Raw genomic sequence first — 24,041 nt, 5'->3', positions numbered from 1 at the left:
AGTTATGAATGGATTGGATTAGCTCATCACATATTCGTGATAGTCCGCATGTTCTTCATCAGTCATTTCTCCGCTGATGGTGTAACTTATTTTAACGTCCCAAAGAGAGCGGGTCTTCTTAAAGACGCAAAACTCACAAGTCATTGACTTCATACGTGTAAGCTTCGCCAGCACCGAATAATCTCCGTCCCGGCTGCTGCTTATCCGTAAATCTTTCAGCGCGGACAAGCTTCCCAGGAAGCCGATATTATCCAGAGGCAGGTACATGATATCCAGCTCAATCAATTTCTTCAATTGGCCGATTTCGTGTAACGTCTGTGTCCTGATCTTAGACACATTCAGTATCTTCAAGTTAGGAATATCTCTCAAAGGCGCAAGATCCGCAATGGACAGATTCTCCAGAGACAATTCTTCCAGCGAGGAAAGCTCCCGCAGCAAACGGACGTCCCTCACCTGCGTATTCCCTATAAATAAACGTTTTAAGTTTTTTAGAGGCAAGAGCGGAGTTACGTCCGCTAGCGGAGTTTTGGCCAGGAACAGTTCAGACAGCTCGGTCAGCGAGGACAAAGCACCGAAATCCTCTGTTTCCAGACCGCTTGCAATAAGTATGCGGAGATGGCCCATTTTCTTCAGCGGTGTCAGATCTGTAATTCCGGTTCTCAGCAGATTCAAGCTTTTGATCCGGGCGATCTCCTCCCAGGACCGGGGTGCTGAGCCGGCATGCTGGAGAAATACGGATTTCCAGTTCTCATCGAGCGACTTCCAGTAATCATGAAATTCACTGTCTACTTCTAATGAGCCTTCTCTTGGGCTCACAGAGGTGCTCCTGCTGCTCGTCAGCAGCTCTTTCAGATCATCAAAGACATGGCCGTCTTCATGCCAGGAAGCATAGAATTCGCCTTCGTCCTCCCCTTCCAAGACTCGACAGTTCCCGTTCCTAAACTGCTCCAGAATCACATCAAGCAGCTCCCCGAAGCTGTCCGCGATAACAAAGAGTTCTGTCTCATCGCTCCCGTAATTAATAATTTGGCCGCTAATCCCTGATTCCCCGGGTGCAAAATCGATGCCCAAATAATTGCCACCCCCGTCATCCGCAATAGGAAGCCAGCCGGGATGATAAGCGTACTCTTGAATTTTGCCGCTTTCAAATGAAAGAACGGAGCCCCAAACTTCATCCGTAAGCTCACGATAGGAATTCCAGTTACGGAGCATCTCCTGCGTGGAGAGAAAACCCAGACCCATGAAAATTCCCCGGTATTCCTTCTCTCCATTATGAATCCGCAAAAGCTGCTTGAACGCTTCAGGAAGCCGGAAACCCGTCCGGGTTTCAAGCTCTTGAATGTCTTCTTCGGAGGCTCCCTCATTCATTCCGCTAAGAAACTGCGGGAAATATATCTTCAGCTGCTCCATAAAATGCTGGCTCATTCGGATTCCTCCTGTATGGGGGGTGAGAAAATCTATGTAAATAAAGAGGATGATTAAGCCTATTAAACACTTACACTATGATAGAAGTACGGGTTTCGTCTATTCACACATCTTCCTTTAAACCGGGAAATCTTCTCTCGACTGTACCGAGGATCTCGGCGTAAGAATCCCGGAGCTCCCGGATGGTAAGCAGTTCCGGCGTATTCTCGATTTCTTCGGAGGTATGATTATTCAGTAAACTGTTCAACCCTTGCACGTTAAAGCTCAATTCTTTGTGAGTTTGACCCAGTTTTTCGAGAATGACTCCGATCATCGTCTGGTAATGTTCCATAGCTGGCTCCTTTGTTACAAATTGATTCGGCGGCTCTCAGATCAGTTTCATGGACCGGGCTACCGCTACCGCAAGACCAAGCCTGAGATCGTTCCATTCTCCCGTATAGATGCGGCGTGTGACTTCATGAATCGGAGCCAGTATCACCTCGATCTCCTCATCGGCGTCAAGCTGCTGCCCTCCACCTTCGGATACGGTATTCGCAAAAAACAACCGGGCACGTACGTTGCCCGAGCTGTTGACATAAGCTCCAAGCGGGAGCAAAGTGGTTGCAGAGAAACCCGTCTCTTCCCTTAACTCCCGCTGAGCGGCTTTCTCCGCTTCTTCTCCCGGTTCAACCTTCCCTCCGGGCAGTTCAATCGTATATGTTCTCCGTTGTTTCCTATACTGACGTATCAGCACAGCTTGTCCTTCTCTGAGCGCAAGTACTTTAACGACCTCTTTCATGGCTGTGCCTTCCTTTCCTGTGAGAATAAAGCATCCGCTGATTACCTTCTGTGCTCATCTTATCTAAAACAGGCCGCCGGCACAACGACAGCTTGCTTGGATATACCGCAAGTAGGGGTTAACCGCTTGTGAAAGACGGGAGCGTATATCATCTGCTTTATTTTTATTTAAAACAATGATCGGGAGAAAGTCAAAAAGGACAGCTTTGAGCTGTCCCGTTTCCCTAATTATTCAGCTTATCCGGCAAAAGAAACCGCCGCTTCGCCCTCTTCAGAATACAGGACGAAGAGCCGGATACAGCTTGAGGAATTTCTCGAACTTCCCCTGATAATGTTCGGCAATAGCCGGATCGGGCGAGAACACCTCACACTGCCGGGCGGTTCTGAGCAGGCCTGTCAGATCCTGATATTCTCCGCCCCAGCCTGCTTGTCTGAAGCCGAGGAGAGCGGCACCCAGACACGGAAGAAACTGCGATTCGGACGGTACCGATACTTCCGTCTGGAAGATATCCGCGATGATCTGACACCAGACTCTGCTGCCCGCTCCTCCTCCGATCAGCGTGAGCCGGCCGGGAGCGGCTTCTCGTGCGCCCAGGCCCAGCATCTGTTTCATCGCGAGCGCAACTCCCTCCAGAACGGCAGCCGCCATATCCTGTCTGGATGTGGAAGGCCGGATGCCGATATAGCAGCCGGACGCATGCTCATCCTGTACCGGGCAGCGCTCGCCGTTCAGATAAGGCAGGAAAATCACCTCGCTGCTGCGGCGGTCCGCTGCCCCGATGAGGCGTTCCATCTCATCATAGGGGCTGCTGCCCTCAGAAGCCTCGCCGCAGAACAGCTCTAGAGCCCATTGGTGGGCATTGCCTGCGTTCATCAGCGGCGCGATGTTGATATAACGGCCAGGCTCTACGTAGGCCAGGTTGAAGATCCCGGTGCCGGAATCGGCAGGCCGTGCAGCGGCGCTGGCGATCCAGCCGGTCGTCCCGATGTAGGCGTACAGCTCCTCGGGACGGTATACCCCGGCCCCGAGCGTCGCGGCGCCGGCATCCCCGATGCCGCAGAGGACCGGTGTCCCCTCGGCAAAGCCGGTCTGCCGAGCCGCGGCGGCGTGCACGGTTCCGGCTATTTCATCCGCCCGCAGAATGGCGGGCATTTTGCCGGAATCCAGGCCCAGCCGCCGGAACCATTCCTGCGTCCACGACCGGGTCCGAATGTTCATGCATCCGGTCGTGGACGCGGATGTCGGGTCCGTCACGAAGCGGCCGGTCAGCTGGGCGATTACGTAATCCTTGGAGCTGATCAAGAAGCTCACCGTCTGGTTGTAGAGTTCCCGCTCATGCCGGTGCAGCCACAAAATCTTCGGAAACGTGAGTGTCCCGTCCATCCTGTTCTCCACAGCTTGACGGATCGAATCTGCGCCAAGCTCTTCTATGATCCTGGCGGCTTCTTCGCCGGCCCGGCTGTCCGAATACAGGATGGCGGGACGGAGTGCTTCCATCTTGCCGCCCACCGGGATGCAGTCCTGCATTTGGCCGCTGAAGCTGATCAGACCGATCTCCTGCGGATGTACACCGCCGCGGAACCACTCGGCGGCGATAGCGGCGACGGCCTGAAACCACTGACCGGGTTCTTGCTCGATCCGCTGAGGCTCCTGCCGGAGGGCAAGCGGCACATTGTGTTCGTATGACAAACCACCGTCCCGGTTGACCAGTAGGCCTTTGACGTTCGTTGTTCCGATATCGAACGAAGCGATAAATTTCATGTTGAGTGCCCCTCCCGGCGGGGAGCCCGCGGCTTCCTCCGCCTTGAATCACTTTAGTCGTTAGTACTCTATGACCAATAAACATCGGCAAGTCGTTTGTTAATGGGATTAATAATATACGCCGCTAATTGATGTGGAAATCCTGCCCGTCCTACGGATTACGCTGCCGTTCTGCCAATCTTCTGCATTAATACGGCGGCGATGACAATACAGCCTGTAATTACATCCTGCATAAAGGTGGGTACTTCAAGTATCGTTAATCCATTGGCTACAATTCCGATTATCGCCGCACCCACGAAGGTCCCCCAAATATTCGGCACACCTTCTTTGAAAGAAGTCATCCCGAGAAAAGCAGCGGCATAGGCCGACAGGAACAGACCGGAGCCCGCAGTCGGATGTGCCGAACCAAGGCGGGATGCCATCAGGATCCCGGTTAACGCGGCCAGCATCGCGCATAGCGCAAAAGCCATGTTCTTATTCCGCGCCACATGGACACCTGCGACACGCGCAGCCGATTCGTTCCCGCCGATCGCATATAATTTCCGGCCAAATGCCGTCTGGGACATGATGTACCAGAACAGGATGCACATGGCGACCATAATGACAGATAGCAGCGGCAGCGCCCCCCACTCGGTCTGGCCCAGATATCCGAACGATTCGGGAATGTTCTCGAAGACCGTCGCCCCGCCCGTCAGCCTGAATGTTACGCCTCCCAGGATCGTTCCCATCGCAAGTGTCGTAATGAAGGAAAGAACACGAAAACGCGTCACGATCCACCCGTTGACAAAACCGATCAGAAACGCTGCAGCCAGCGGCACCAGCAGACTGAGCAATACCGGATACCCGGCTACTGCAAGCTGGGCGGCAATGACTCCTCCGAAACTGGCCATGGAACCCACCGATAGGTCGAATTCTCCCACAGCCATGACGAGTGTAGCGCCTAATGCTATGATGACCAGAAATGAAATTTGCCTGCTGATATTAATCATATTATCAAAAGTAAAGAAAGAATCCGGACTTAAAACCGAAAATACCGCTAGAATCAGAAGTCCTGCCATCACCGTCCCATACGAACGGATCAGACGCATAATTTGAATAGAATTGCGCGGCTCAGCCATGCTGCTCACTTCCTTTGTACGGGTTGTAACATATTGCCAGAATCTGCTCTGGGGTTAACCCCGCATTATCCAGCTCACCGGCGATTCGTCCCTCGTGGAGCACATACAGACGATCGGATAATTCCAGTACCTCCTGAAGATCCGATGATACGAAAAGCACTCCGCGTCCCTCGCGGGCCTGCTCGATCAGCAGCCGGTGAATCTCTTCCCTTGTCATGACGTCGACCGCCTGCGTAGGCTCATCGCAGAGGAATAACGCAGGCTTCGTAAGAAGCGCCTTGGCGAAGACCACCTTCTGCTGATTGCCGCCGCTGAGCTCGCGAACCGGCTGCTCCATACCGGATGCCTTAACTTTCATAGCCGTCATCCAGCCGTCCACTTCCTGCCGCTCGGCTCCTGCACGCATCCGCCATCCGGAGGACAGCCTGTCGAGGATAGAGAGCGTCATATTCTCCCGGATCGGCAGATTCATAACGAGGCCGTCTCTTTTACGTTCTTCCGGGATTAAAACGATCCCCTGATCAAGCGATTGCCTCGGGCTGTCTGTCCGTATCTCCTGTCCATGGAGCGAAATCTTGCCGGCACTCTGTTTGCGCAGACCGTAAATCGTCTCCAGAAGTTCGGTACGTCCCGCACCCGCTAATCCGAAAATCCCGACAACCTCGCCCTCGCGGACCTTCAGACTAACTTCTTTCACCTTGCCGTCTGCCGATGCCAGTGATTCAACCTCCAGCAGGTTCTTACCTGATGAGAGAGCCCTTGAGCTTTGACGCTCCCCAAGGCCCGGCCCCTCAGAAGGAGCACTGCTCATCTGCCGGATAAGCAGCTCCCGGTTCGTCTGTCCGGTAGCCGTAGTTGCGACGAATTGCCCGTTACGAAGCACGGTCACGCGGTCCGAAATGCGTGTGATCTCATCCATCCGGTGCGACACATAGAGAATAGCCGTACCCCGCTGCGCAAGTTTGCGGATTAAAGTGAAGAGACTTTCCGTCTCCTGATCTGTCAAAGAGGCGGTAGGCTCATCCAGAATGAGCAGGCGGCATTCCAGCATCATCGCCCGCATAATTTCCAGGAGTGTCTTCTCAGGCGGGGACATCCGGGCTGCAGGCTTGTTCAAATCAAGCTGCAGCCCCAGCTCCGTCATCAGCTCCTGCGCGCGCTCTTGCATCTGCTTCCAGCCGATACCGAGTTTGTAACGATTCCGGGGATACGGAAGACCGAGATACAAATTCTCCACTCCCGTAAAAGAAGGAACCAGATTGCGGTCCTGATGGACTACATTAATGCCCAGCTTCCTGGCGTCACCCGGACTCGTAATGTGCTCCTCTTTGCCATTCCATATAATTTGGCCTGCATCGGGAGTGTAGACGCCTGTCAGGATTTTGATAAACGTCGATTTGCCGGCGCCATTCTCCCCGATCAATGCATGTACTTCACCCGGGACAATGTCCAAACCGACTTCATATAAAGCATAATGGGGACCGAACGCTTTGTTCAGTCCCTCTACGTGCAGCAAAGTCAATTTCATCCTCTCCTCAGCTCGGCTTTTAAGACCAATCAAGTTTCATTAAAGCGCTAAAGCGCGAAGGCGAAAGAGGGACATGGAAGAAGAGTCCGGTCCTTAGGAACGGGTCCTGCCCTCTGCCATGTCCTTTGGTTATTTCCCTGCGTTATCTTTCGTAATCAGACTTGCAGGCGCATAGAGTTCTGTTGACTCAACCGGTTTCCCCTGGAAAACGAGATCCATCTGCTTGGCAACAATATCGGCCATGCCTGTGAAGTTCTGTTTGACCGTCGCTCCGAGCGGAGAACCTTTTTTAATCATATCGACAGCCTGGCTGTTCCCGTCGATACCTGTAACGAGGATGTTTTTGCGTCCGGCTGCTTCAATAGCCTGTGCCGCACCGATGGCTGCTTCATCCCATCCGGCCCATACCGCTGTAATGGAGCCTTCCTCTTTATTAGCGAGCAGCAGACTTTCCATTTGCTTGCGCGCGTTTTCAATCGGTCCCGGAACTTGTACTTGCTGCTCCGTCACTTTAGTAATGGCCGGCTGGCTCTTCAGCATTTCATCGAGCTGCTGAGTACGCTTCAGTACACCGGGATGCGGACGGTGAGTCAGGACCACAACATTGCCCTTGCTGCCGATCGTTTGAGTCATGTGCTCGGTAATCATTTTGGACATAGCCACATTGTCGCTCGTCGCGTTCATGCTCATGCCTTCTATATAACCGGAGTCACAGCCGAAAACTGGAATTTTTTTGTCAGCTGCTTTTTTGATTTGAGTTTTGAGCTGGTTCGGATCGGTACTTACGATAACGATTGCATCTGTTTTGGTGGATATAACGTCTTCCATGCGGCTTGCAAGCTGTCCGACATCCCCTTTGGTATCGATCACATTGGTTTTCCAGCCTCGTTCGGCCGCCTGTTTCTTGAGTGATTCCACCATCTCGTTCGTAGTTACGGATGACAAGTACGGAGTCAGAATCGACACTGTTTTCTTCGCTTCACTTTCACCTGATTCACCTTGTCCACATGCCGTCAGACTCGTAATCAGCATAATCGCCACAAGGACGATCCACCCTCTTCTCATGCTCATATCCCCCTGCTATCTTTTCATCACGTTTACGTGACATTATAAGAGCAATAGTTGACATTGGCAAGAATAACCTTTTAAATAACCTGAAATTGCTGGAAATTCCCATAATTACAAGAATCAGATCTCCTGCCCAAATTTTCCTTCTGTACGCTGAAAACAGCGGGTCTACCTGCCCCCGCTGCTTGAATACTGCCTTTATCCGAATCTCCCGGATCGTTTCATTTCCTTGAAGCATCCGGATTTTCTTTGTTATAACCCCGGTCTCCATAAGGTTTAAGTTTCTCTAACCAAGACTCTTCCAGCTTTTTGAGAGCATCTTTCTCATCAAAAAACTCGGACTTTTCCTTTTCCAGCAATTCGAGTATTTCAAAAACAAAAGCTTCTTCGCCATATTCGTTCCACTCTGCCTGCAGTAAACGCTGCATACTTGAGCCTGCATTAAGTTCGAAACGTTTCCCGTTCAAGTTCTTCAAATTACGGCTGCTGCTCACATAAATCTTGCCGTTAACGGAATTGCGGATTTGAAAAATTCCGGCCTCGATCTCTGTTTCCTTATATTGCTGGGCTAATTCTTTTCTCCGGTCCATCATATCTCCTCTTTCAATGAAATCTGATCAAGTTTGAGTGAACTTAATAGTCAAATTTAATTTCAAACAAAATCATTTTACGTTTACGTTATAATAGATATAATATATTATCGTTTGCATTTATGTCAAACAATACTTTTGGTTCTCCATTTTCTCCACAGAACTTGAATTTCCCTCTAATCGTATGCCTGTACAAAGTCGATATGTAGGATAGGTCAGGATTTATCCTGCTCCTATTGAGCATGGAACCCAGAATGAAAGAGGAGTATGTGAATAATGCTCAACTTACGTACCGCTTTTGCGCTCGTTTTAGCTGTGATCATCTTTTTACTTACGTTTTTGTTAAGCATCGTCATCAGTCAGAGAACCACAACACAAGTAGAAGAAACCATCGGAGCCTCACTTTCTCAGGTCGCTTATCAGATGGCTGAAAAACTCGATTACTTCATGTGGTCACACGCCGGCGAAGTCGATATGCTCAGTCAGATGCTCACTTATGCGGATGCCGACAATCCGGATGAACTTCGCGCTCTGCTCGAACAGCTCAAAAAAAGCTTTCCTTCATTCACATGGGTGGCCTTTATAGACCCTTCCGGGAAAGTAAAAGCATCCAGTGACGGTATCTTAACCGGATCGGATATCTCTGCCCGGCCCGTATTTACCGAAGGCAGGAAAGGGCGGTTCATTGGCGACGTGCATGAAGCCGTGCTTCTGTCCAAATTGCTGCCTAATCCAAGCGGAGAAACGCTTCAATTCGTAGATATCAGTACGCCGGTCTTCAATAAGAAAGGCGAGTGGATCGGGGTACTGGCTGCACACCTGAGCTGGGAGTGGGCTCGTGAAGTGGAGAAATCCATTCTGGGGCCGCTGCAGGAAAGGATGAATCAGCTGGACGTATTTATTGTAAGTAAAAAGGATAATACGGTTCTGCTCGGACCCCGGAAATATGTATTAAGGCCGATCGACACGGGAAGTATTCAACAAGCGCAGAAAGAATCCAATGGCTGGACCACAGAACAATGGCCGGAGGATAACGGAAGCTACTTGACGGGCTATGCCTATGGAGCGGGTTATATGAATTATCCCGGACTCGGCTGGAGCGTACTCGTTCGTCAACCCGCTGATATTGCCTTTAGCTCCGTCCATGAACTGAACCGGTTTATCGTTGTGACAGGCATCGTTATGTCCGTCGTTTTCGCTGTTCTTGGCGCTCTTGTAGCAGGCTGGATCGCCAAACCGCTCAGACGGATCGCCCAGGCTGCCGATCAGCTCCGCAGCGGGCACCATGTGAAGATCCCCCTGTTTCATGCCATTAAGGATCTTAACATCTTGTCTTCCTCCTTAAATAATCTGGTGGATAACTTGATGAGAACGGAAAGCGCCCTGGATCATATGGCTGATCTCGCCCACCACGATAAATTGACCGGTTTGCCTAACCGCATTGCTCTCGATACCTACATGGAACTAGCCATGAAACAGGCCAGGGAGAACAACACCACCTTGACCTTTCTCTATCTGGATCTGGATGGTTTCAAACTTGTGAATGACACATGGGGACATCCCTATGGAGATAAACTCCTGCGGCATGTCGCGGAACGTCTCGGCGCTTATATGCAGGCGCAGGATATCGTTTTCCGCATAGGCGGCGATGAATTCGTTATCCTTCTAAAGACTCAGAGCTCTACCCCGTCCGAGGAGACACTCAGCATGGCCAATTACATAATCCGTCTGCTCAACGAGCCGTTCCTGATCGAAGATGAAGTCATTCGGATCGGATGCAGCATAGGCGGGGCGATCTGGCCGAGCGATGCAGGCGATCCTATCGAAACGATCCGCCTTGCGGATAAGGCCCTCTATGTTTCGAAACAGAAGGGCAAGAACTGCGTAACCTTTTATTAGCCGGTTCCAGAGAAGCCCCAGGCCCATGCTTCAAGCATAGCAGCCCGGATGCCGGCGCTCGTCCGCACACATAACCGCGCTATACCTAGACCAAGAACCTCAACCCTTCCAATAAGGGATTGAGGTTCTTGGTTATACATCCGTTGGTCCGTTCAGAGTGGTTCTCTTTCATCATTCGTCTAACAGAGCCGTTTTGGTACCACGCTGAAGCTGGGCGATACTAAGCCCGAAGCTCATCTGTAAATGCGGATAATCAGGGAAGTTCTCCCAGTCCCCTCCCCATTCGAAGCCTAAATCTTTGGCGATCTTAACTACCTGCATCCAATCTTTCTTACCGTCCCTATTGCCATCGTAGTTCATATCCCATATGACTTTACCGTCCTTCTTGCGAAGTGCGAAATCGACAGCCAGTCCGTAATTATGATACGATTCCCCGCCTTTGGCTTTGGTCACAATGCTGCCGTCCACTGAGCGGCCTTTCTTGTATAATTCATCCTGAGCTTCTATGCTCCGAAAATCATCGGTTATAAGAATGGTAATGCCGATGGCCGCCGTTTTTTTGACAAGCTCCGCTTTTTTCTCAGCGACGACCGGATTCAGTTCCGTCAACAGGCTTTCGCGGCTGAGCCCTCTTTTTTCCAGTTTCTTTTCTGCATGATCCGTAAAAAATAAGGGAAGTAAAAACAAAGCGGTGGAAACCGCGATAAGAACGAATACCCATTTTTTCAATTTCTGCCGCTCCTTTAAGATCTAGCATTCTCTCTACTCTAGTTTCTTAATTCTAGCAGCAATTAAATAGGGTTGCAAAATGGATTAAACGCTTAAGCGCTGTTTCAGAATTAACGCCAGTTCCTCCGAGCTGTTCCATGAAAAAGGACGGATCTGCTCCGATGCTACCGGGAGCTTGCCTGCCGCGCTTTGCTCCACCGTCCATATGACAGGGATATCCAGACCAAAGGCATATCCGCCGGCCATATACACTTCCGGGGAAGCGTCCGTCAGATCCGCGATAACAAGCTTGCTGCCCGCTATCAGCTTGAGATTCGTATCCGCCCGTTTCTCTCCGGCCGCTTTCTCCGCTACCTGCGGAAGGTAGCCGCACTGCTCGATAACGGGCAGCACCTTATCGAACCACTCCCTGCGGCGCTCCTCGTCAGCCGGAAGCAGCACACAGCAAGGCTTTAGCAGCTTGCCGCCCAGACTTACTTCGGCCGCTTTCCAGCCTGCTTCCGTCAGCTTAAATGTAGAGCCCATCCGTTCAAGCATCTGCTCATCCTTAAGCTTTTCAATAATATAAATGAGCTCCTGCAGGTTAGGCGAGTAGGTTAAATTGAATGACTTGGGCAGCTGATGCAGCACGACAGCTTTGCCTGGAGCGCCCGCATGCCGGTAGAAAAACTGAAGCAAGCGGGTGCTTTTATCTTCGATTGTCACCGGAACACGCGGCGAGTGCCGGATCAGCTCCACATCTTCGATCGACAATTCCACTTGTTCCCCACAGTCGGTCAACTCCCTTATATAGGCCGAAATAATCGGGAACATTTCGTGTTTGATTTGATACGAAAGCGCATGATACGCTTCATAGCTCGCTTGCTGCATCCCGTATTTTCCATCTGGCGAACATAGGCAGTTTTCATAATAATCGTAGTCGCCTTTCACTTGTATAGGAACGATCGCATCGCAGAATAAACAACGTTTCTTTTCCATAGCCGTCAATCCCCTCCTCTTTACTCTTTCGTAAACTGTACGGGATATGAGGGTGCGCATCAATAACTTCCAGTAATATACCAGAACATACATTCCGGTTCGTTTCTTTCTTAGAAGCCCGCGTACCTGACGCCTTACCCTTTTTGTGTTACCATCTAACTATTGGATACAGGAAGAAGGAGACGAACGATGGCTCATAACATGCGGTTATTAACCGATGAGGATTTCCAGGACGCAATGGACCGCCGCTACCTGGTCCGTGTCTTTAAAAACGATCATATTGTGGATTCGGATGCGGTAATCAGCCGCTTTGACGATACCCTCATTGTGGTTCAGACACGGGTTAGCGAGTTGACCTACCATGACCGCAAAGCCTGTGAGTTTTTTACGATGAAAAAAAGATAACCACCCTTGTACGCGGGGGAAGAAAACGCAAAAAGGCTGCCGGATTGGCAGCCTTTTTGCTAGAAGCTCGCGGCCTTGCGCTTAAACAGATGAAGACTTGCACGTCAGCCGACTTTAGAATAGACGGCCACTTTCTCAACGGCCGGAATGACATGTAAGGACTGGCTTGTAACACTGACAAAAGCCGGATGGCTAATCGTAGGGATAACCCATACGGTATGATCATGAATCATAGATTTAGGAAGACGGAAGCTGTTCATCTTCAGTTCTTTCTCAACTTTATCGGTGGTCTGGAGACTAAGCCGCAGCTTTACTTGCCCGCTGACTTTATACCGGTTGCTGTCACGCATATCCTGCGCCTCCGTCCATTCCAGCTCCTCCAGCTTCTCTACCTGAAACCACTTCGCCATACCCTGTTCATTGACCAGTCTGAGCTGACCCAGCTGTATACAGCTCTCATTCAACTGCGCTTGGGCCGCCTCCATGGCATGTGACCGGTTAGCCGAACGTACCAGGTAGGAAATGGTCGCATGAAAAAACACTTCTACCGTTTTCTGTTCTTTTTTATCCATAAATAACTAATCTACTCCTTCTGTCTATTTCTAGCAACGGGTCTTGGGTTAAATCTTGTGCACCTTTGATTCTTTCATACTTATGACTCGATCGTGTGATTTATGCTTTCTTTCTCAAGCAACAGATTAGAGTATACCTTTGCAAGACAGCGAAGTATGTCAAATCATCAGTGAAAATTATCCAATTAATTGCTGGAATTTGGCTCGATTCTGTCCGGTATTTCCGGAATAGGATCAGGCTTAATTTCCGGTGGGCTTGCCGGCAGACCTTCCGGTACGTCTCTCGGGGGGATTTCCGGTGTTACGTCCGGTTTAATCTCCGGTATAACCTTAGGCGGCATTTCAGGAATATCTGGAATCTCTTCTCTGCTGCGGTTAGAGCTATCAGGTATGTTCATCATTCTCGACACCTCCTGCTTCTCTATTACCCCGATTCTTCTATTTTGATTGATCCATCTGTAAAAATTTGAAAGCCTGTCAAATACCTGTGCTATGATAGAAAAAAATCCCTTTCACTTTCTCAATCGGAGGTTCTTATGTACGCATTCTGGGATGCAAACAATCCGAACTCGTTTGCCGCATACACCACGTCGCATCTGGTTGCGTTGGCTTTACTCGCAGCAGTCGTTGTGCTCTTATTTGTTTGCCGCAGGCAGCTAAGGCAAAGTTCTGCTAAACGCCGCACGGTAAGCCTCATCATCGTATCCATCCTGGTCCTGTCGGAGGTCACCCTGAACGTCTGGTATGTCCAGCAGAGCATGTATTCCATCCGGCATTCATTGCCGCTGGAGCTATGCAGCATATCGCTCTATCTCTGTGTAGCGATGCTGCTGCTGCGGAGCCGCTTCCTCTTTCAAATCGTTTATTTTATCGGAATCGGAGGCGCGCTTCAGGCTCTGCTGACCCCGGTCCTGGGTTACGCCTATCCGCATTACCGGTTTCTGGAATTCTTTGCAGCCCATATCGCAATTATTGCAGCCGTTCTGTATATGGTCTGGGCTGAGAATATGAGGCCGACATTCAGATCCATTCTGTTCACCATGGGATTCCTCAATCTGCTTCTGCTGATCGTCATTCCGGTCAACACTTATACGGGTGCCAACTATATGTTCCTCGCCCGCAAGCCCGCCACGTCTTCGCTTCTTGATTATCTCGGTCCATATCCCTGGTACTTGCTTTCTATGGAGGCAGCCGCATTCGTCTTATTTATTTTCTTATATTTGCCTTTTGCGGTTTCTGCTTCCGGCAAACAAAAAAAGCTGTCCCTGCCGTAGGAAGCTACAGCAAAACAGCTTGGCGGTTCAAGTTGAAATAATCGGGGAGTAGGTACACCGAAAGAGCCGGCGACTGCCCGCATCGGCTCTTCTTGTCGCTGCTTCAAGAATAACTCTTATACAGCGTTAAACTTTCGATTTGTAAGTGTGAATATAAGGAGTCCATTTGTCCAGCAGAGCGTCTATATGAGGAATTCTAAACGGCTTGCTCAAATAATCCTGCATTCCGCTGGCCATGCTCTGAATCTGATCTTCTTCTCTTGCATAGGCTGTTACCGCTATGATGACAGGCAGGTGTGGCGAATTCATCTTGTCACGAATGCTTCTGGCGGCTTCGAAACCGTCCATCTCTGGCATTGCAATGTCCATAAATACAAGATCGTACGCTTTTCTCAAGACTGCTTCAACCGCTTCCACACCATTCTCAGCAATATCCGTCTCGTGTCCTCTTTTGGCAAGGATCATTCTCAATAGTTTCTGATTAATGAAATTATCCTCCACAACCAGAATTTGGAGGTGATCACTAGCTGCCTTACCTTGCTGCTCAACAGGCATAGCTGTCAACACTTCCTTCACATGATTTGAAGCCGGATCGGTTAAATGGGCTTAGCTGAGGAAATAAAAAACCAAGAAAATACGCAGCGCGCGCTTTCCTTGGCTCATGACCAGCGTATGTATCCATATCTAGGCATTTTGACCAATATTCTGTTATTGGAATGTGTAGACGGCCACACTTTTATCTTTGTCAAAGCTCCAGTCGAGATACAACCCGTTTACTTTCTTCCCGAGCGCCTCAACCAGATCCGTATCTTCTATAAGATGAACTTTTTCCAGAGAACGTTTGGCAACCCTCAGTGCATTTTCGTAACCGGTCTTCAGCAGTTCTTTCTCCAGCTTGATGAGTATACCTTCTCTTACAATAACAAGTGTTCTCGGATTCGTCCAGAAAGAAAATACATGATCTGGAAATCTTTGTACATCCGCCGTAATTTGACTGATCTGATCATGAACCTTCTCATAGCCGGTGTAGCATTCTTGTATGCCCGAATGGCTTGCATTCGTTAAACCGATCATAATGCCGGAATGATTCTCTAGGTCCCAGTCATAATACATCTCTTGAATAGAGAGGCCAATCGTTTGTTGAATCGATTCTTTCAGTTCCGGAAGGAGAACGTCCATCACCATCTGACGAGTTTCCCTCACCGCTTCATCTTTCTGTTTGTCCAGAAGAATCGTCTCCACTGCGCTTACGAAATTGCGGAAATGCAGTGTAATGCCGTATTCATTATACGATATAAAGATGGACTCAGGTCCTTTGCCAAAACGGTCCCTGAGCATCTTTCCCGTTTTGCTCGATAAATGGCTAAGTGCGGTTTTTTTGTCCAAAATACCCTTCCTTTGAATCATTGGCGGCAGTGTCCAAGGATCTTTAAAAAATTTATCCAGCAATTAAATCGATGGCGTTCGTGTCCAAAGACCCTTAGAAATTATAATACATTTCGAGAAAATTTTAAAGACCTACTGTTTTTGTGTCTTTTAAGGGAGGAGAACGGAAAAAGAGCCGCATAAGAATTGCGGCCTTTAGACGTATCGTGAGCACTTATCCTTTTACAGCGCCTGATTGCACGCCTTTAATAAAATAACTCTGAAAGCTGATAAACACGACAAGAATCGGCAGCAGGGCAATAACGGAACCGGCCGCGATCAGACGTGTATTGGTGACAAAGGTTCCTTTGAGATTATACAACCCCAGGGTAAGCGGATATAGCTTGTCATCTTCAATAACCAGATAAGGCCATAAGAAATTATTCCAGGAGCCGATGAAGCTGAGAATCGCCAGGGTGGCCATCATAGGCCTGACCATGGGCATCATAATCGATATGAAAATTCTCCATACGTTAGCCCCGTCAATAACCGCCGATTCTTCGATTTCTTTCGGAATACCGAGAAACCCCTGCCTCATCAGGAAGATTCCAAAAGCTGACACAGCCGCAGGCAAAATAACACCCGTATAGGAGCCAAGCAGCCCTAACTTGTTCAGAATCAGGTATACCGGAATCATGGTAACTTCTCCCGGAATCATCATCGTCGCAACAATGATCAGGAAAATCAGCTGCTTCCCTTTGAAATTCATCCTTGCCAGCGGAAAAGCGGCCATGGAGGAGAATATAACCGGCAGCAGCACGCCAAAGAAAGCCAATACCGTACTATTCCATAGGTACATCGGAATGGGAAGTGAATTCCAGACCGTTGCGAAATTCTCCAGCGTAAAGGTCTGGGGAATAAATTGCGGCGGCATGGAATAGATCGCTTCATCCTGGCCTTTCAATGAGGTGGATAACGTCCAGAGAAAGGGAACAACCATGATAACGGAGATCAGTAGCAGGAAGAAGTATGAGACGGCATAACGGCCTATTTTGCGGCGTCCCCATAGTCTTGGCTTGCTTGCGGCAGCAGGGGCTTGTATGCGGTGTGTCTGTGTCTCCATATTCAGGCCCCCCTCTCGTCCATCGACCGCTTGTTAATCAGAGTCAGCAGCAGGATGACCAGGAACAAAATGAACGAGATTGCACTGGCGTAGCCCATATCGAGCTGTTTGAATGCCTGATCGAACACCATGTATACGACGGTTGTCGAAGCCCCGATCGGACCGCCTTCCGTCATCGCCAGCATTAGGGTAAACTCCTTGAAAGCTCCCATGGTTGAAACCACGGCAACAAAGAAAATGACCGGTTTCAGCATCGGGAACGTAATATTCACATGTTTGGTCCAGAAGCCCGCGCCATCAAGCTCGGCCGCTTCGTATAGGTCTTCCGGAACCGATTGAAGTCCCGCTAGGTAGAACAGCATGTAATATCCGAGTCCCTGCCAGACCGTCACAATAGCAAGGCTTGGCATAACCATATATTTGCTGGTCAGCCACTTCACAGGCTCAGACCCGGCAAGACTTAGCAGATAGTTGAGAATCCCTTCACTCTGGAACATCCAGCCCCACAAGAATGCCGTAACGACAACCGAGACAAGCGCCGGGAAATAAAAAATGAGCCGGAACATCTTGATCCCGATCAGGGATTGATTCACCAGAATGGCAATAAAAACAGGCAGAATTACCAAGGCAGGGGTCACAAGAATCCAATAATAGAACGTATTGAACATCGCTTTCCAGAACTCCGAATCCGACACAACGGCTTTGTAATTCTGAAGCCCTACCCACTGCGTCGGTTCAAATATGTTATAGGAAGTAAAACTCAGATATAAAGCCGCTACAGACGGGACAATACTGAACATGAACAAAAGAATAGCGGCCGGCGCCAGGAAAGCCCATGCATGTATACTCTTGTACATCTTTACCAGACCTCCCTAGTCGTCATGATTCCGGCCGCAGAACCCGCGGCCGGGCCTTGGTGCTGCATACTTGGCGGATTTACTTAAGTAATTTATTGACGGCTGCCTCTGCATCGCTCAAAGCTTTGGCAGGATCTTTGTTCTCCAGCATGACTTTATGGAATTCATCATTGATGGCTTTGTTGATCTTCGAAATGTTCTCAACCGGAGGGAACATATTCTCTGATGATTCCAGCTGCTTGGCGGCCAGGTACAACCCTTTTTCAGCCGGATCTGCGGAATCTTTGCCTTTCGTAAAGAACGGATCTTCTGCGGCTTTTTTAACGGACGGCAAAATCGCGACAATTTGGGCGAATTTCAGCTGATTCTCACCGCTTGTAATAAACTTGGCGAAGTCAGCCGCTTCTTTTTTATGCTTGCTTTTATTCGATACCGCAATATTCATAATAGCGACATTGACTTTACCGCTTGACCCGACTAAGGCCGGCGCCGCATCGGATTTAGCATATACTTGCGGAGACAAATCTTTCACTTGCCGGAACAATTGAGGACCAGTGCCCCAGAAGGCAATCTTCTCCTGTGCATACCATTCCTGCGGCTTGGCCTGGTTCAGCATGATTTCATCCGGAATCAGCTTATCTTTGTACCGCTGCTGGAACTTTTTGAAGATTTCAAGCGTTTGCGGGGTATTAAAGGCCGCTTGCTTGAAATCGTCACTCACAATTTTAATGCCATTCTGCGGCAGATATAGATGAATGTCTTTAATCGTGTTTCCGTAGGAACCTGTTTTTTCTTTAATAACTTTAGACATCGCCCATGATTCTTCTTCCGTTGTCGGCGGGGCATCGAATCCGGCTTTCTTCAATAATTCTTTGTTATAGAGTTGAACGCTGTTGGATAAATACCATGGAAGCGCATACGAAACACCTTGAAATTCACCCGCAGACCATACGCCCTCGAAGTAATCTTTCTTCACGTCGCCAGCCAGTTCATCCATATTAGCGACTGCGCCCAAGGCGGCCAGTTTCTTCAGATAGTCTGTATTAAGATTCAAGACGTCAGCGAGGGAGCCGGAAGCTGCGCTTGTCAACGTTTTCTGTTCGATTGCATCAAACGGAATATCCTGCCATTTAACCTTCACGCCCGGATTCTTCCCTTCAAAATCTTTGATCACACCGTTAATATAATCGTCAAATGTCGGACTCAGTGCGATTGTCCAGAATGTAATCTCTTTCGCGCTCCCTGCCGGCTGTTCTGCTCCTGGTGATGCTGATCCTCCCGCATTGCCATTTGGCTTGGAACATGCGGTTGTGAAAACCAGGATGACAGCGAAAATTAAAGCAAGCCACTTCATAGAACTCTTCAAAAAAAACCCTCCTTCAGATTTCTTTGTTTTGGAGATTACTACCTCCTTATTCTACGGTAAAAGGAAAATTCCTCTAATTAATATGGGATTTTGTATAAATTTGATAAGATTGCGTTTACATTAACTCTATTCGCCTACCGAAATGAAGGTGTTGCTTACTTCTGCAATTATAAAAAAAAGGCCCTGCATATATGCAGAGCCTCATGATTAACTGGAGCGAACGGGAATTATTGCAACATCAAAGAATAGGTTGCCCTGTCCGTTCCAAGAACAACAATCTCATTCTCAACCCCTGCCAGATTTAACCCGTCCAAAGGAATAACGAACGTGTTCTCAGGCAGCGCTTCCTTCTTTCCTTCGTTAAGAACCTCACCTTCACCGAATAAAAGCAGGGCACTGCCATTCGTATAATCATCGATTGCATCCGGTTGATGTTCGCGGTATTCGAACTGGGACAGCTGCAGGTCGACCTGATCCAGATCCCCCTGCTCTTCCTTTTTAATGCGGATTGCTTTATTGGTATTCTCGTTCAGCCAGTCGGTCACAGATTGCAGTTGTTTATCCATACAGGAGCACCTACCTTGTCAGCGTATTTGTTTCTATGTAGCATTACCCAATATCGGCTCAACTAGAACTCTGTCCTCTCTAATTCAGCTGAAGGGGTGCACAGAAAAAACTCCTCATGAAACTTGCTTCATGAGGAGCGTGCAGGTTCTTCGCTGGAAAAGCCATAAAATGTGCCCGTATCATCTACATGTAACGGTTAACTACAGATTGATAGACTTGTTTCGATCTCAGACCTACTAGCTTCTCTACGGGCTCGCCATTATGAAAAACAATAACCGTAGGCGTAGCCATAACTCCGTAGTCTGATGCCGTCTGCGGTGAATCATCGCAGTTGATCTTCAGAATACCGATTCCACCCGAATATTCTTCCTGCAATTCTTCCAATACCGGAGTCAGCGCTCTGCAAGGCGGGCAGAATGGCGAACCGAAGTTCGCCAGCAGGACACCTTTCGTCTGCATATGGCTCTTGAAGGTATCATCGTTTACGGAAACCAGACTCATTCCAATCCCTCCTGTTTGGGTTCTTCCTTAACAACATAACGGATTCTCTCTTCCAGGTTTAGTTTGATGCGCTGGAGTTCCGCGATCTGCCGGTCTATTTCCGCCAGTTTCTGCGTATAGATCGGCAGGACCTCGCTGCAGAACGTTTCTTCATTCTTCATCACACAATGCAGAAAGCCCGCGATTTGTTCCGTCGTCAGCCCCAAACCCAGATAGAGTTGGATGGTCCTCACCTGTTCTTCTGCAAAAGGAGAATACGCGCGGTATCCGTTCTCCAGGCGGACCGGAGCAAGCAGACCTTGCTGTTCATAGTAACGCAGCGAACGGATGCTGGCTCCTGTACGCGCAGATAACTCTCCGATTCTCACAGCGCAAGTCCTCCTTCCCATCCGTTACCACGAGTATAAACCGTACCGTTAATGTCAGGGTCAAGGGATTTTTCGAATTTTGTACCATTTTCCGACAGACGTTCAAATGATTAACCTAAACCCGTTTCAGTAAACTTACCAGATAGTCATCCAACCGCTCTCTTATGAGCTCATTGGTAAGCCCTGTCATACCGAGATCTGTCCATCCGGCATACACTTCCGGCGTACCGAATAGAATGTCCACTAATGAAACGAGGTCCCAATAGGGCTCGTAGGTAAATGCGCGGCCCGCATGTGAGATATATGCGCTCAGGAATGCATCGGCTGTCTCAATACCAACCAGTTGCGCCAAATCGACCCTGCAGTGACCGACATCTATTCCGGCCGGTCCCCTGCACGCATTCACCCAGTCTACGATCCCGCTCACGGCACGGTCTTTCCACAATACATTAGCCGGATGGTAGTCTCTGTGGATAAAACACGGCTGCACTGCCGGAGGCGCTTCTCTTATGATCTTAAAAGCCTCCTCCCATAAGTGCGGGTGCCTGGACCACAGCGGTTTTTCAACGGCGGCGGGATCGTTGTATCTGAAGTGAGCCCAGGGAAAGCCCTCGGCATCCGTACGATGAACGAGAGCCAACGCCCCCGCGATACCATCGACCCAAAGTTCACGGTCAGGCGGACTCAACACGACCGATCCTTCCAGCCGGGTCATGAGCACGGCAGGTATGCCGCTTGCATCTCCCGCCCCGTCAAACGCGATGACTTCAGGAGTCCGCACCTGGATTTGAGCTGCCCAGCGAAGACTCTCGGCCTCATGCAGAGCCAAATCGGGCTCCTCGCTAAGCCACTCCTTGTTCGTCAGTTGACGCAGTACGAAGCTTTTCTCGGTCCCCGAGCTATTCAAAGTGATACTATGCAGCAGGGAAGAAATCCCTCCGTACAGCCTCTGGACAGATACGACGTCTGCCTGAGGGTCTGCGGCATTTACCACCCATTGAAGAACATGATCCGGCAATAGATCCGTAAATCGGCTCATGTGGCCCACATCCTTTTCATAGAAATAGCCTTCTCTAAAGGCTGCTCTTCTGTTATAGAATTTCCTTGCCGCTTATTCTCAAATAAGTCCCGGGGTCGCAAACGACGAAGAGTCTGGCATCCGCGGGGATTTTCTCCTGCAGCTTCCGGTTAATTCCGAGGTCATTCCGGTCCGCAATCAGTGTGGCACCCTGCTGCAGCAAGTCCAGAAAAGCATCGTGATACGTAACCCACTGCGGCTTCCGACCGACTTCATAGAGATCGTCCCCGTGCTGGCGGCTGATCAGCTGCATATACAAATCTATCGTTCCTTCATTAAGCGCAGAGCGCACAACGAGGTTGGACACCGCATCGTGAGACAGTATAAAGTCATTTACTTTTACATATCGGAAGTTGGAAATATGTTTCTCGGACATGATCTCCGCGGTTGTATGTACGTCCGGGGCCAGCCTCTCAATGCTTGAAGCGATCAGGAGAGTTTTGCCGTCCACAAGAGAAATATCCTGGCTTCTTTCATCCGCAAATATAATCGCCGCTCTCGCCTTGCTCAGCCCCGCTTTCTCCAGTGTTGTCTCCAGAGCCGGGTCCCCGCTTATGTAATGGACTTTTTTGTGATCGTAAGGAAGCTTCTCGTTCTCATCAATAATGACAATTTCCAGTTCAGGGTCGGAAGAAATTAATTCCTCAACGGCTGAATGAGCCTTCTTGTTCCATGTAATAACCACAATATGATTGCTGCCGCGATAATTCACCTTGCCGGTTTCCCTCCTTAGTTTTACGTTTGAGAAGGCTTCGATTATTTTACCAATAACCAGACTCAGCAGACCGATGCCGAACAGGTATAAGAAAATAGTAAACAGTTTACCGGGTACCGTTTTCATATAATAATCCCCGTACCCGACCGTCGCCATAGTCGTCATCACCCAGTACAAACTGTTAAACCAGGTCTCAAACGTATCCGGCTCGATCCAGTAAGCGATTAAGGAACACAGCAGGACGAACGCCACCGTTAAAATAGCGATGAGGCCATTGCTCAAACGGAGCATTTGATTCACGTACCGGAGTACAAAATGCAAGTTCTATTCACCTCCCTGCTCGTATTGTACGGAAAAAAAATCCAAAAGTCTCGTTTCAAAGCAAAAAAACCGCCCCGCTCCGTTTAAGAGGCCTCATACAAAAAGACAGGCTGTCGGTCAGCCTGCCTTCTTGTTTGCTTACTTATATTTACGCCAATCCAGCTTGCTGTTCTCCAGCAGATGCCCGAAATTATTATCCAAGCGCTTCTGCTCCGCTTTTCGCTCTTCCGCCGCTTTTTCCTGAGCCGCTTCACGCTGCTTGGCTTCCTCCGCCTTCATCTGGTCAGCCTGAGCTTTGAGTTTCTCCAGAATCCCCGGGTCCAGCAGGTCCTTTAAAGTAGCTGGCTTGTCGGCTTGTACCGGCTTGGATGAAGCGGCCTGCCTATTCTTTTTCCCCATAGCGATCACCTCGATTTATCCCTATTATATCAGTTTGAGCGAAGGACCGAAACAGCGGGAATGAGTTCCCTATGCCAGAAGCCCGTTTAGTTCGCTCCTGTATGCTGTGTTTCTTACGCATCTGCGGCACAGCGGAAACCAATGTTTCCGGAGGAGCTGTCCGGCGTATTCTTGCTGCGCGCCGCTGTACGATAACGGTTGCAGTACGATTTGTGGCAGAGATAGGAGCCGCCGCGCATGACCCGGCTGCTCCCGGCGGAGGGACCTGCCGGATCCTGCCCCGGACTATGGGAATAGTAACCGGGATCGAACCAGTCCGAGCACCATTCCCATACATTGCCGGCTGCATTATAGAGACCGTATCCATTGGGCTCGTAGGCATCTACCGGCGCTGTCCCCCTGTAACCGTCGCTGCCGTTGTCCTTGACAGGGAATTTGCCCTGCCAGATGTTGCAGTGATGATTGCCTCCCTGCTTGAGCTCATCGCCCCATGGATAGCGCTTCTGATGCAGCCCTCCTCTGGCTGCATATTCCCATTCCGCTTCGGTCAGCAGCCGTTTGCCGGCCCACTTGCAGTAGGCTTCCGCGTCATTCCATGACAGGTGGACGGCCGGATGATTCATCCGGCCTATTATTGCCGAATCCGGCCCTTCCGGATGCCTCCAGTCTGCCCCGTTAACGACGTACCACCAAGGCGTCTGCTGCGGCACATTCACTACCTGATCAGCTGTTTCCGGGGAAACGTAGTGCTGAAATACATACGACCAGCCGTAATGTTCCGCTTCGGTTACATAGCCTGTGGCGGCAATGAAACGCTCAAACTGTTCATTGCTGACGCAGTATTTATCGACATAGAAGGGGGACAGGGTGACTTCGTGAACCGGTCCTTCCCCGTCAGCCGGAAAACCTTCCTCGTCTTCTGTTCCCATATGGAAGGAGCCTCCGGGCAGCAAGATCATTCCCTTGAGCGGGTCCTCCGCGGACCGATCTGTGAACACGCTGCCTGCGGAAATTCCAGCAGATTCTAACTTGCCAGCTTCCGGCCGGCTTCCCGCGCCCGCCTCTATGTCCGCCCGGCTGGCCCCGCAGCAGATTGGGGCTGATTTAGACTCCGATAACATGATGGCACCTCCCACTAATTCGTGTACAGTTTCTTTTATCATAGAATATAACATAACTTGAAACGTTAATCCCGAATATTTAACTCGGTTTAGTTGTATTTGCTGTTTCGCTAACATCTGTAAGTAAATTAGTGA

Annotated in this window: 27 protein-coding genes; 3 read left to right on the top strand and 24 right to left on the bottom strand. The window is 49.6% G+C overall.

Annotated elements, in window-relative coordinates; all coding sequences use genetic code 11:
- Nucleotides 1–18 precede the first annotated feature (18 nt).
- The 8 genes from EDM21_RS16725 to EDM21_RS16690 all read right to left on the bottom strand — a co-directional run bounded on the left by EDM21_RS16725 (nucleotide 19) and on the right by EDM21_RS16690 (nucleotide 8,268).
- Complete coding sequence (locus EDM21_RS16725; RefSeq protein ID WP_157337288.1) at nucleotides 19–1,425, bottom strand: SMI1/KNR4 family protein; 1,407 nt, start codon at nucleotides 1,423–1,425, stop codon at nucleotides 19–21.
- Nucleotides 1,426–1,528: 103 nt separating this feature from the next.
- On the bottom strand, nucleotides 1,529–1,756 hold the full coding sequence (locus tag EDM21_RS16720; RefSeq protein WP_157337286.1) for a hypothetical protein: 228 nt from the start codon (nucleotides 1,754–1,756) through the stop codon (nucleotides 1,529–1,531).
- A 36-nt stretch (nucleotides 1,757–1,792) separates the two neighbouring features.
- Nucleotides 1,793–2,203, bottom strand: a complete 411-nt coding sequence (locus EDM21_RS16715) for an NUDIX hydrolase (protein ID WP_157337284.1) — start codon at nucleotides 2,201–2,203, stop codon at nucleotides 1,793–1,795.
- A 270-nt stretch (nucleotides 2,204–2,473) separates the two neighbouring features.
- A complete protein-coding gene (locus EDM21_RS16710; RefSeq protein WP_157337282.1) occupies nucleotides 2,474–3,964 on the bottom strand; it encodes a xylulokinase in 1,491 nt (496 codons plus the stop codon).
- Nucleotides 3,965–4,122: 158 nt separating this feature from the next.
- Complete coding sequence (locus EDM21_RS16705) at nucleotides 4,123–5,082, bottom strand: ABC transporter permease (protein WP_201280808.1); 960 nt, start codon at nucleotides 5,080–5,082, stop codon at nucleotides 4,123–4,125.
- Complete coding sequence (locus EDM21_RS16700) at nucleotides 5,075–6,610, bottom strand: sugar ABC transporter ATP-binding protein (protein WP_157337280.1); 1,536 nt, start codon at nucleotides 6,608–6,610, stop codon at nucleotides 5,075–5,077. The genes EDM21_RS16705 and EDM21_RS16700 overlap by 8 nt, the downstream gene beginning before the upstream one ends.
- 129 nt (nucleotides 6,611–6,739) lie before the next feature.
- Nucleotides 6,740–7,675, bottom strand: a complete 936-nt coding sequence (locus EDM21_RS16695; protein WP_157337278.1) for a sugar ABC transporter substrate-binding protein — start codon at nucleotides 7,673–7,675, stop codon at nucleotides 6,740–6,742.
- A gap of 224 nt (nucleotides 7,676–7,899) precedes the next feature.
- Nucleotides 7,900–8,268, bottom strand: coding sequence for a GIY-YIG nuclease family protein (locus EDM21_RS16690; protein ID WP_157337418.1), 369 nt, complete (start codon nucleotides 8,266–8,268; stop codon nucleotides 7,900–7,902).
- A 276-nt stretch (nucleotides 8,269–8,544) separates the two neighbouring features.
- On the opposite strand from EDM21_RS16690, the gene EDM21_RS16685 reads away from it, so the two are divergent.
- A complete protein-coding gene (locus tag EDM21_RS16685) occupies nucleotides 8,545–10,167 on the top strand; it encodes a GGDEF domain-containing protein (RefSeq protein WP_157337276.1) in 1,623 nt (540 codons plus the stop codon).
- Between the two features lie 171 nt (nucleotides 10,168–10,338).
- Here the strand turns inward: EDM21_RS16685 and EDM21_RS16680 are convergent, their stop codons facing one another.
- The gene (locus tag EDM21_RS16680) at nucleotides 10,339–10,896 is read right to left on the bottom strand and encodes a M15 family metallopeptidase (RefSeq protein ID WP_157337268.1); all 558 of its coding nucleotides are present in this window, start codon (nucleotides 10,894–10,896) and stop codon (nucleotides 10,339–10,341) included.
- A gap of 84 nt (nucleotides 10,897–10,980) precedes the next feature.
- On the bottom strand, nucleotides 10,981–11,874 hold the full coding sequence (locus tag EDM21_RS16675; RefSeq protein ID WP_157337265.1) for a hypothetical protein: 894 nt from the start codon (nucleotides 11,872–11,874) through the stop codon (nucleotides 10,981–10,983).
- Nucleotides 11,875–12,063: 189 nt separating this feature from the next.
- Between EDM21_RS16675 and EDM21_RS16670 the strand changes: the two genes are divergently transcribed.
- A complete protein-coding gene (locus EDM21_RS16670) occupies nucleotides 12,064–12,279 on the top strand; it encodes a hypothetical protein (RefSeq protein ID WP_157337263.1) in 216 nt (71 codons plus the stop codon).
- Nucleotides 12,280–12,383: 104 nt separating this feature from the next.
- Here the strand turns inward: EDM21_RS16670 and EDM21_RS16665 are convergent, their stop codons facing one another.
- Together EDM21_RS16665 and EDM21_RS16660 are read right to left on the bottom strand one after the other, a co-directional pair.
- Nucleotides 12,384–12,851, bottom strand: coding sequence for a hypothetical protein (locus EDM21_RS16665; protein WP_157337261.1), 468 nt, complete (start codon nucleotides 12,849–12,851; stop codon nucleotides 12,384–12,386).
- Between the two features lie 185 nt (nucleotides 12,852–13,036).
- Entirely contained in the window at nucleotides 13,037–13,252 is a 216-nt protein-coding gene (locus EDM21_RS16660) for a hypothetical protein (RefSeq protein ID WP_235918237.1), read from the bottom strand.
- Nucleotides 13,253–13,387: 135 nt separating this feature from the next.
- Between EDM21_RS16660 and EDM21_RS16655 the strand changes: the two genes are divergently transcribed.
- On the top strand, nucleotides 13,388–14,125 hold the full coding sequence (locus EDM21_RS16655) for a YwaF family protein (RefSeq protein ID WP_157337259.1): 738 nt from the start codon (nucleotides 13,388–13,390) through the stop codon (nucleotides 14,123–14,125).
- Between the two features lie 126 nt (nucleotides 14,126–14,251).
- Here the strand turns inward: EDM21_RS16655 and EDM21_RS16650 are convergent, their stop codons facing one another.
- The 12 genes from EDM21_RS16650 to EDM21_RS16595 form a co-directional block, all read right to left on the bottom strand.
- Entirely contained in the window at nucleotides 14,252–14,680 is a 429-nt protein-coding gene (locus tag EDM21_RS16650) for a response regulator (RefSeq protein WP_157337257.1), read from the bottom strand.
- 153 nt (nucleotides 14,681–14,833) lie between these two features.
- Nucleotides 14,834–15,511, bottom strand: a complete 678-nt coding sequence (locus EDM21_RS16645) for a Na-translocating system protein MpsC family protein (protein ID WP_157337255.1) — start codon at nucleotides 15,509–15,511, stop codon at nucleotides 14,834–14,836.
- Between the two features lie 214 nt (nucleotides 15,512–15,725).
- Nucleotides 15,726–16,613, bottom strand: a complete 888-nt coding sequence (locus EDM21_RS16640) for a carbohydrate ABC transporter permease (protein WP_157337254.1) — start codon at nucleotides 16,611–16,613, stop codon at nucleotides 15,726–15,728.
- Nucleotides 16,614–16,615: 2 nt separating this feature from the next.
- Nucleotides 16,616–17,470, bottom strand: a complete 855-nt coding sequence (locus EDM21_RS16635; RefSeq protein WP_157337252.1) for a carbohydrate ABC transporter permease — start codon at nucleotides 17,468–17,470, stop codon at nucleotides 16,616–16,618.
- A gap of 79 nt (nucleotides 17,471–17,549) precedes the next feature.
- The gene (locus EDM21_RS16630) at nucleotides 17,550–18,836 is read right to left on the bottom strand and encodes an ABC transporter substrate-binding protein (protein WP_235918236.1); all 1,287 of its coding nucleotides are present in this window, start codon (nucleotides 18,834–18,836) and stop codon (nucleotides 17,550–17,552) included.
- Between the two features lie 227 nt (nucleotides 18,837–19,063).
- Nucleotides 19,064–19,402 carry a hypothetical protein gene (locus tag EDM21_RS16625; RefSeq protein WP_157337251.1) on the bottom strand — a complete coding sequence of 113 codons (339 nt, stop codon included), beginning with the start codon at nucleotides 19,400–19,402 and terminating at the stop codon, nucleotides 19,064–19,066.
- 184 nt (nucleotides 19,403–19,586) lie between these two features.
- Nucleotides 19,587–19,904 carry a thioredoxin family protein gene (locus tag EDM21_RS16620; protein ID WP_157337249.1) on the bottom strand — a complete coding sequence of 106 codons (318 nt, stop codon included), beginning with the start codon at nucleotides 19,902–19,904 and terminating at the stop codon, nucleotides 19,587–19,589.
- Nucleotides 19,901–20,272, bottom strand: coding sequence for a MerR family DNA-binding transcriptional regulator (locus tag EDM21_RS16615; protein ID WP_166542060.1), 372 nt, complete (start codon nucleotides 20,270–20,272; stop codon nucleotides 19,901–19,903). Before EDM21_RS16615 ends, EDM21_RS16620 begins: the two co-directional genes overlap by 4 nt.
- A 115-nt stretch (nucleotides 20,273–20,387) precedes the next feature.
- Nucleotides 20,388–21,311, bottom strand: a complete 924-nt coding sequence (locus EDM21_RS16610) for a phosphotransferase family protein (RefSeq protein ID WP_157337246.1) — start codon at nucleotides 21,309–21,311, stop codon at nucleotides 20,388–20,390.
- 52 nt (nucleotides 21,312–21,363) lie between these two features.
- On the bottom strand, nucleotides 21,364–22,386 hold the full coding sequence (locus EDM21_RS16605) for a potassium channel family protein (protein WP_157337245.1): 1,023 nt from the start codon (nucleotides 22,384–22,386) through the stop codon (nucleotides 21,364–21,366).
- A gap of 138 nt (nucleotides 22,387–22,524) precedes the next feature.
- Entirely contained in the window at nucleotides 22,525–22,785 is a 261-nt protein-coding gene (locus EDM21_RS16600; RefSeq protein ID WP_157337244.1) for a YqkE family protein, read from the bottom strand.
- A gap of 113 nt (nucleotides 22,786–22,898) precedes the next feature.
- The gene (locus tag EDM21_RS16595) at nucleotides 22,899–23,906 is read right to left on the bottom strand and encodes a formylglycine-generating enzyme family protein (protein ID WP_157337243.1); all 1,008 of its coding nucleotides are present in this window, start codon (nucleotides 23,904–23,906) and stop codon (nucleotides 22,899–22,901) included.
- Between the last annotated feature and the right edge of the window lie 135 nt (nucleotides 23,907–24,041).

The sequence above is a fragment of the Paenibacillus lutrae genome, from assembly GCF_009757775.1.
Lineage (GTDB): Bacteria > Bacillota > Bacilli > Paenibacillales > NBRC-103111 > Paenibacillus_F > Paenibacillus_F lutrae.
This window is presented reverse-complemented; position numbering and strand designations above follow the sequence as displayed.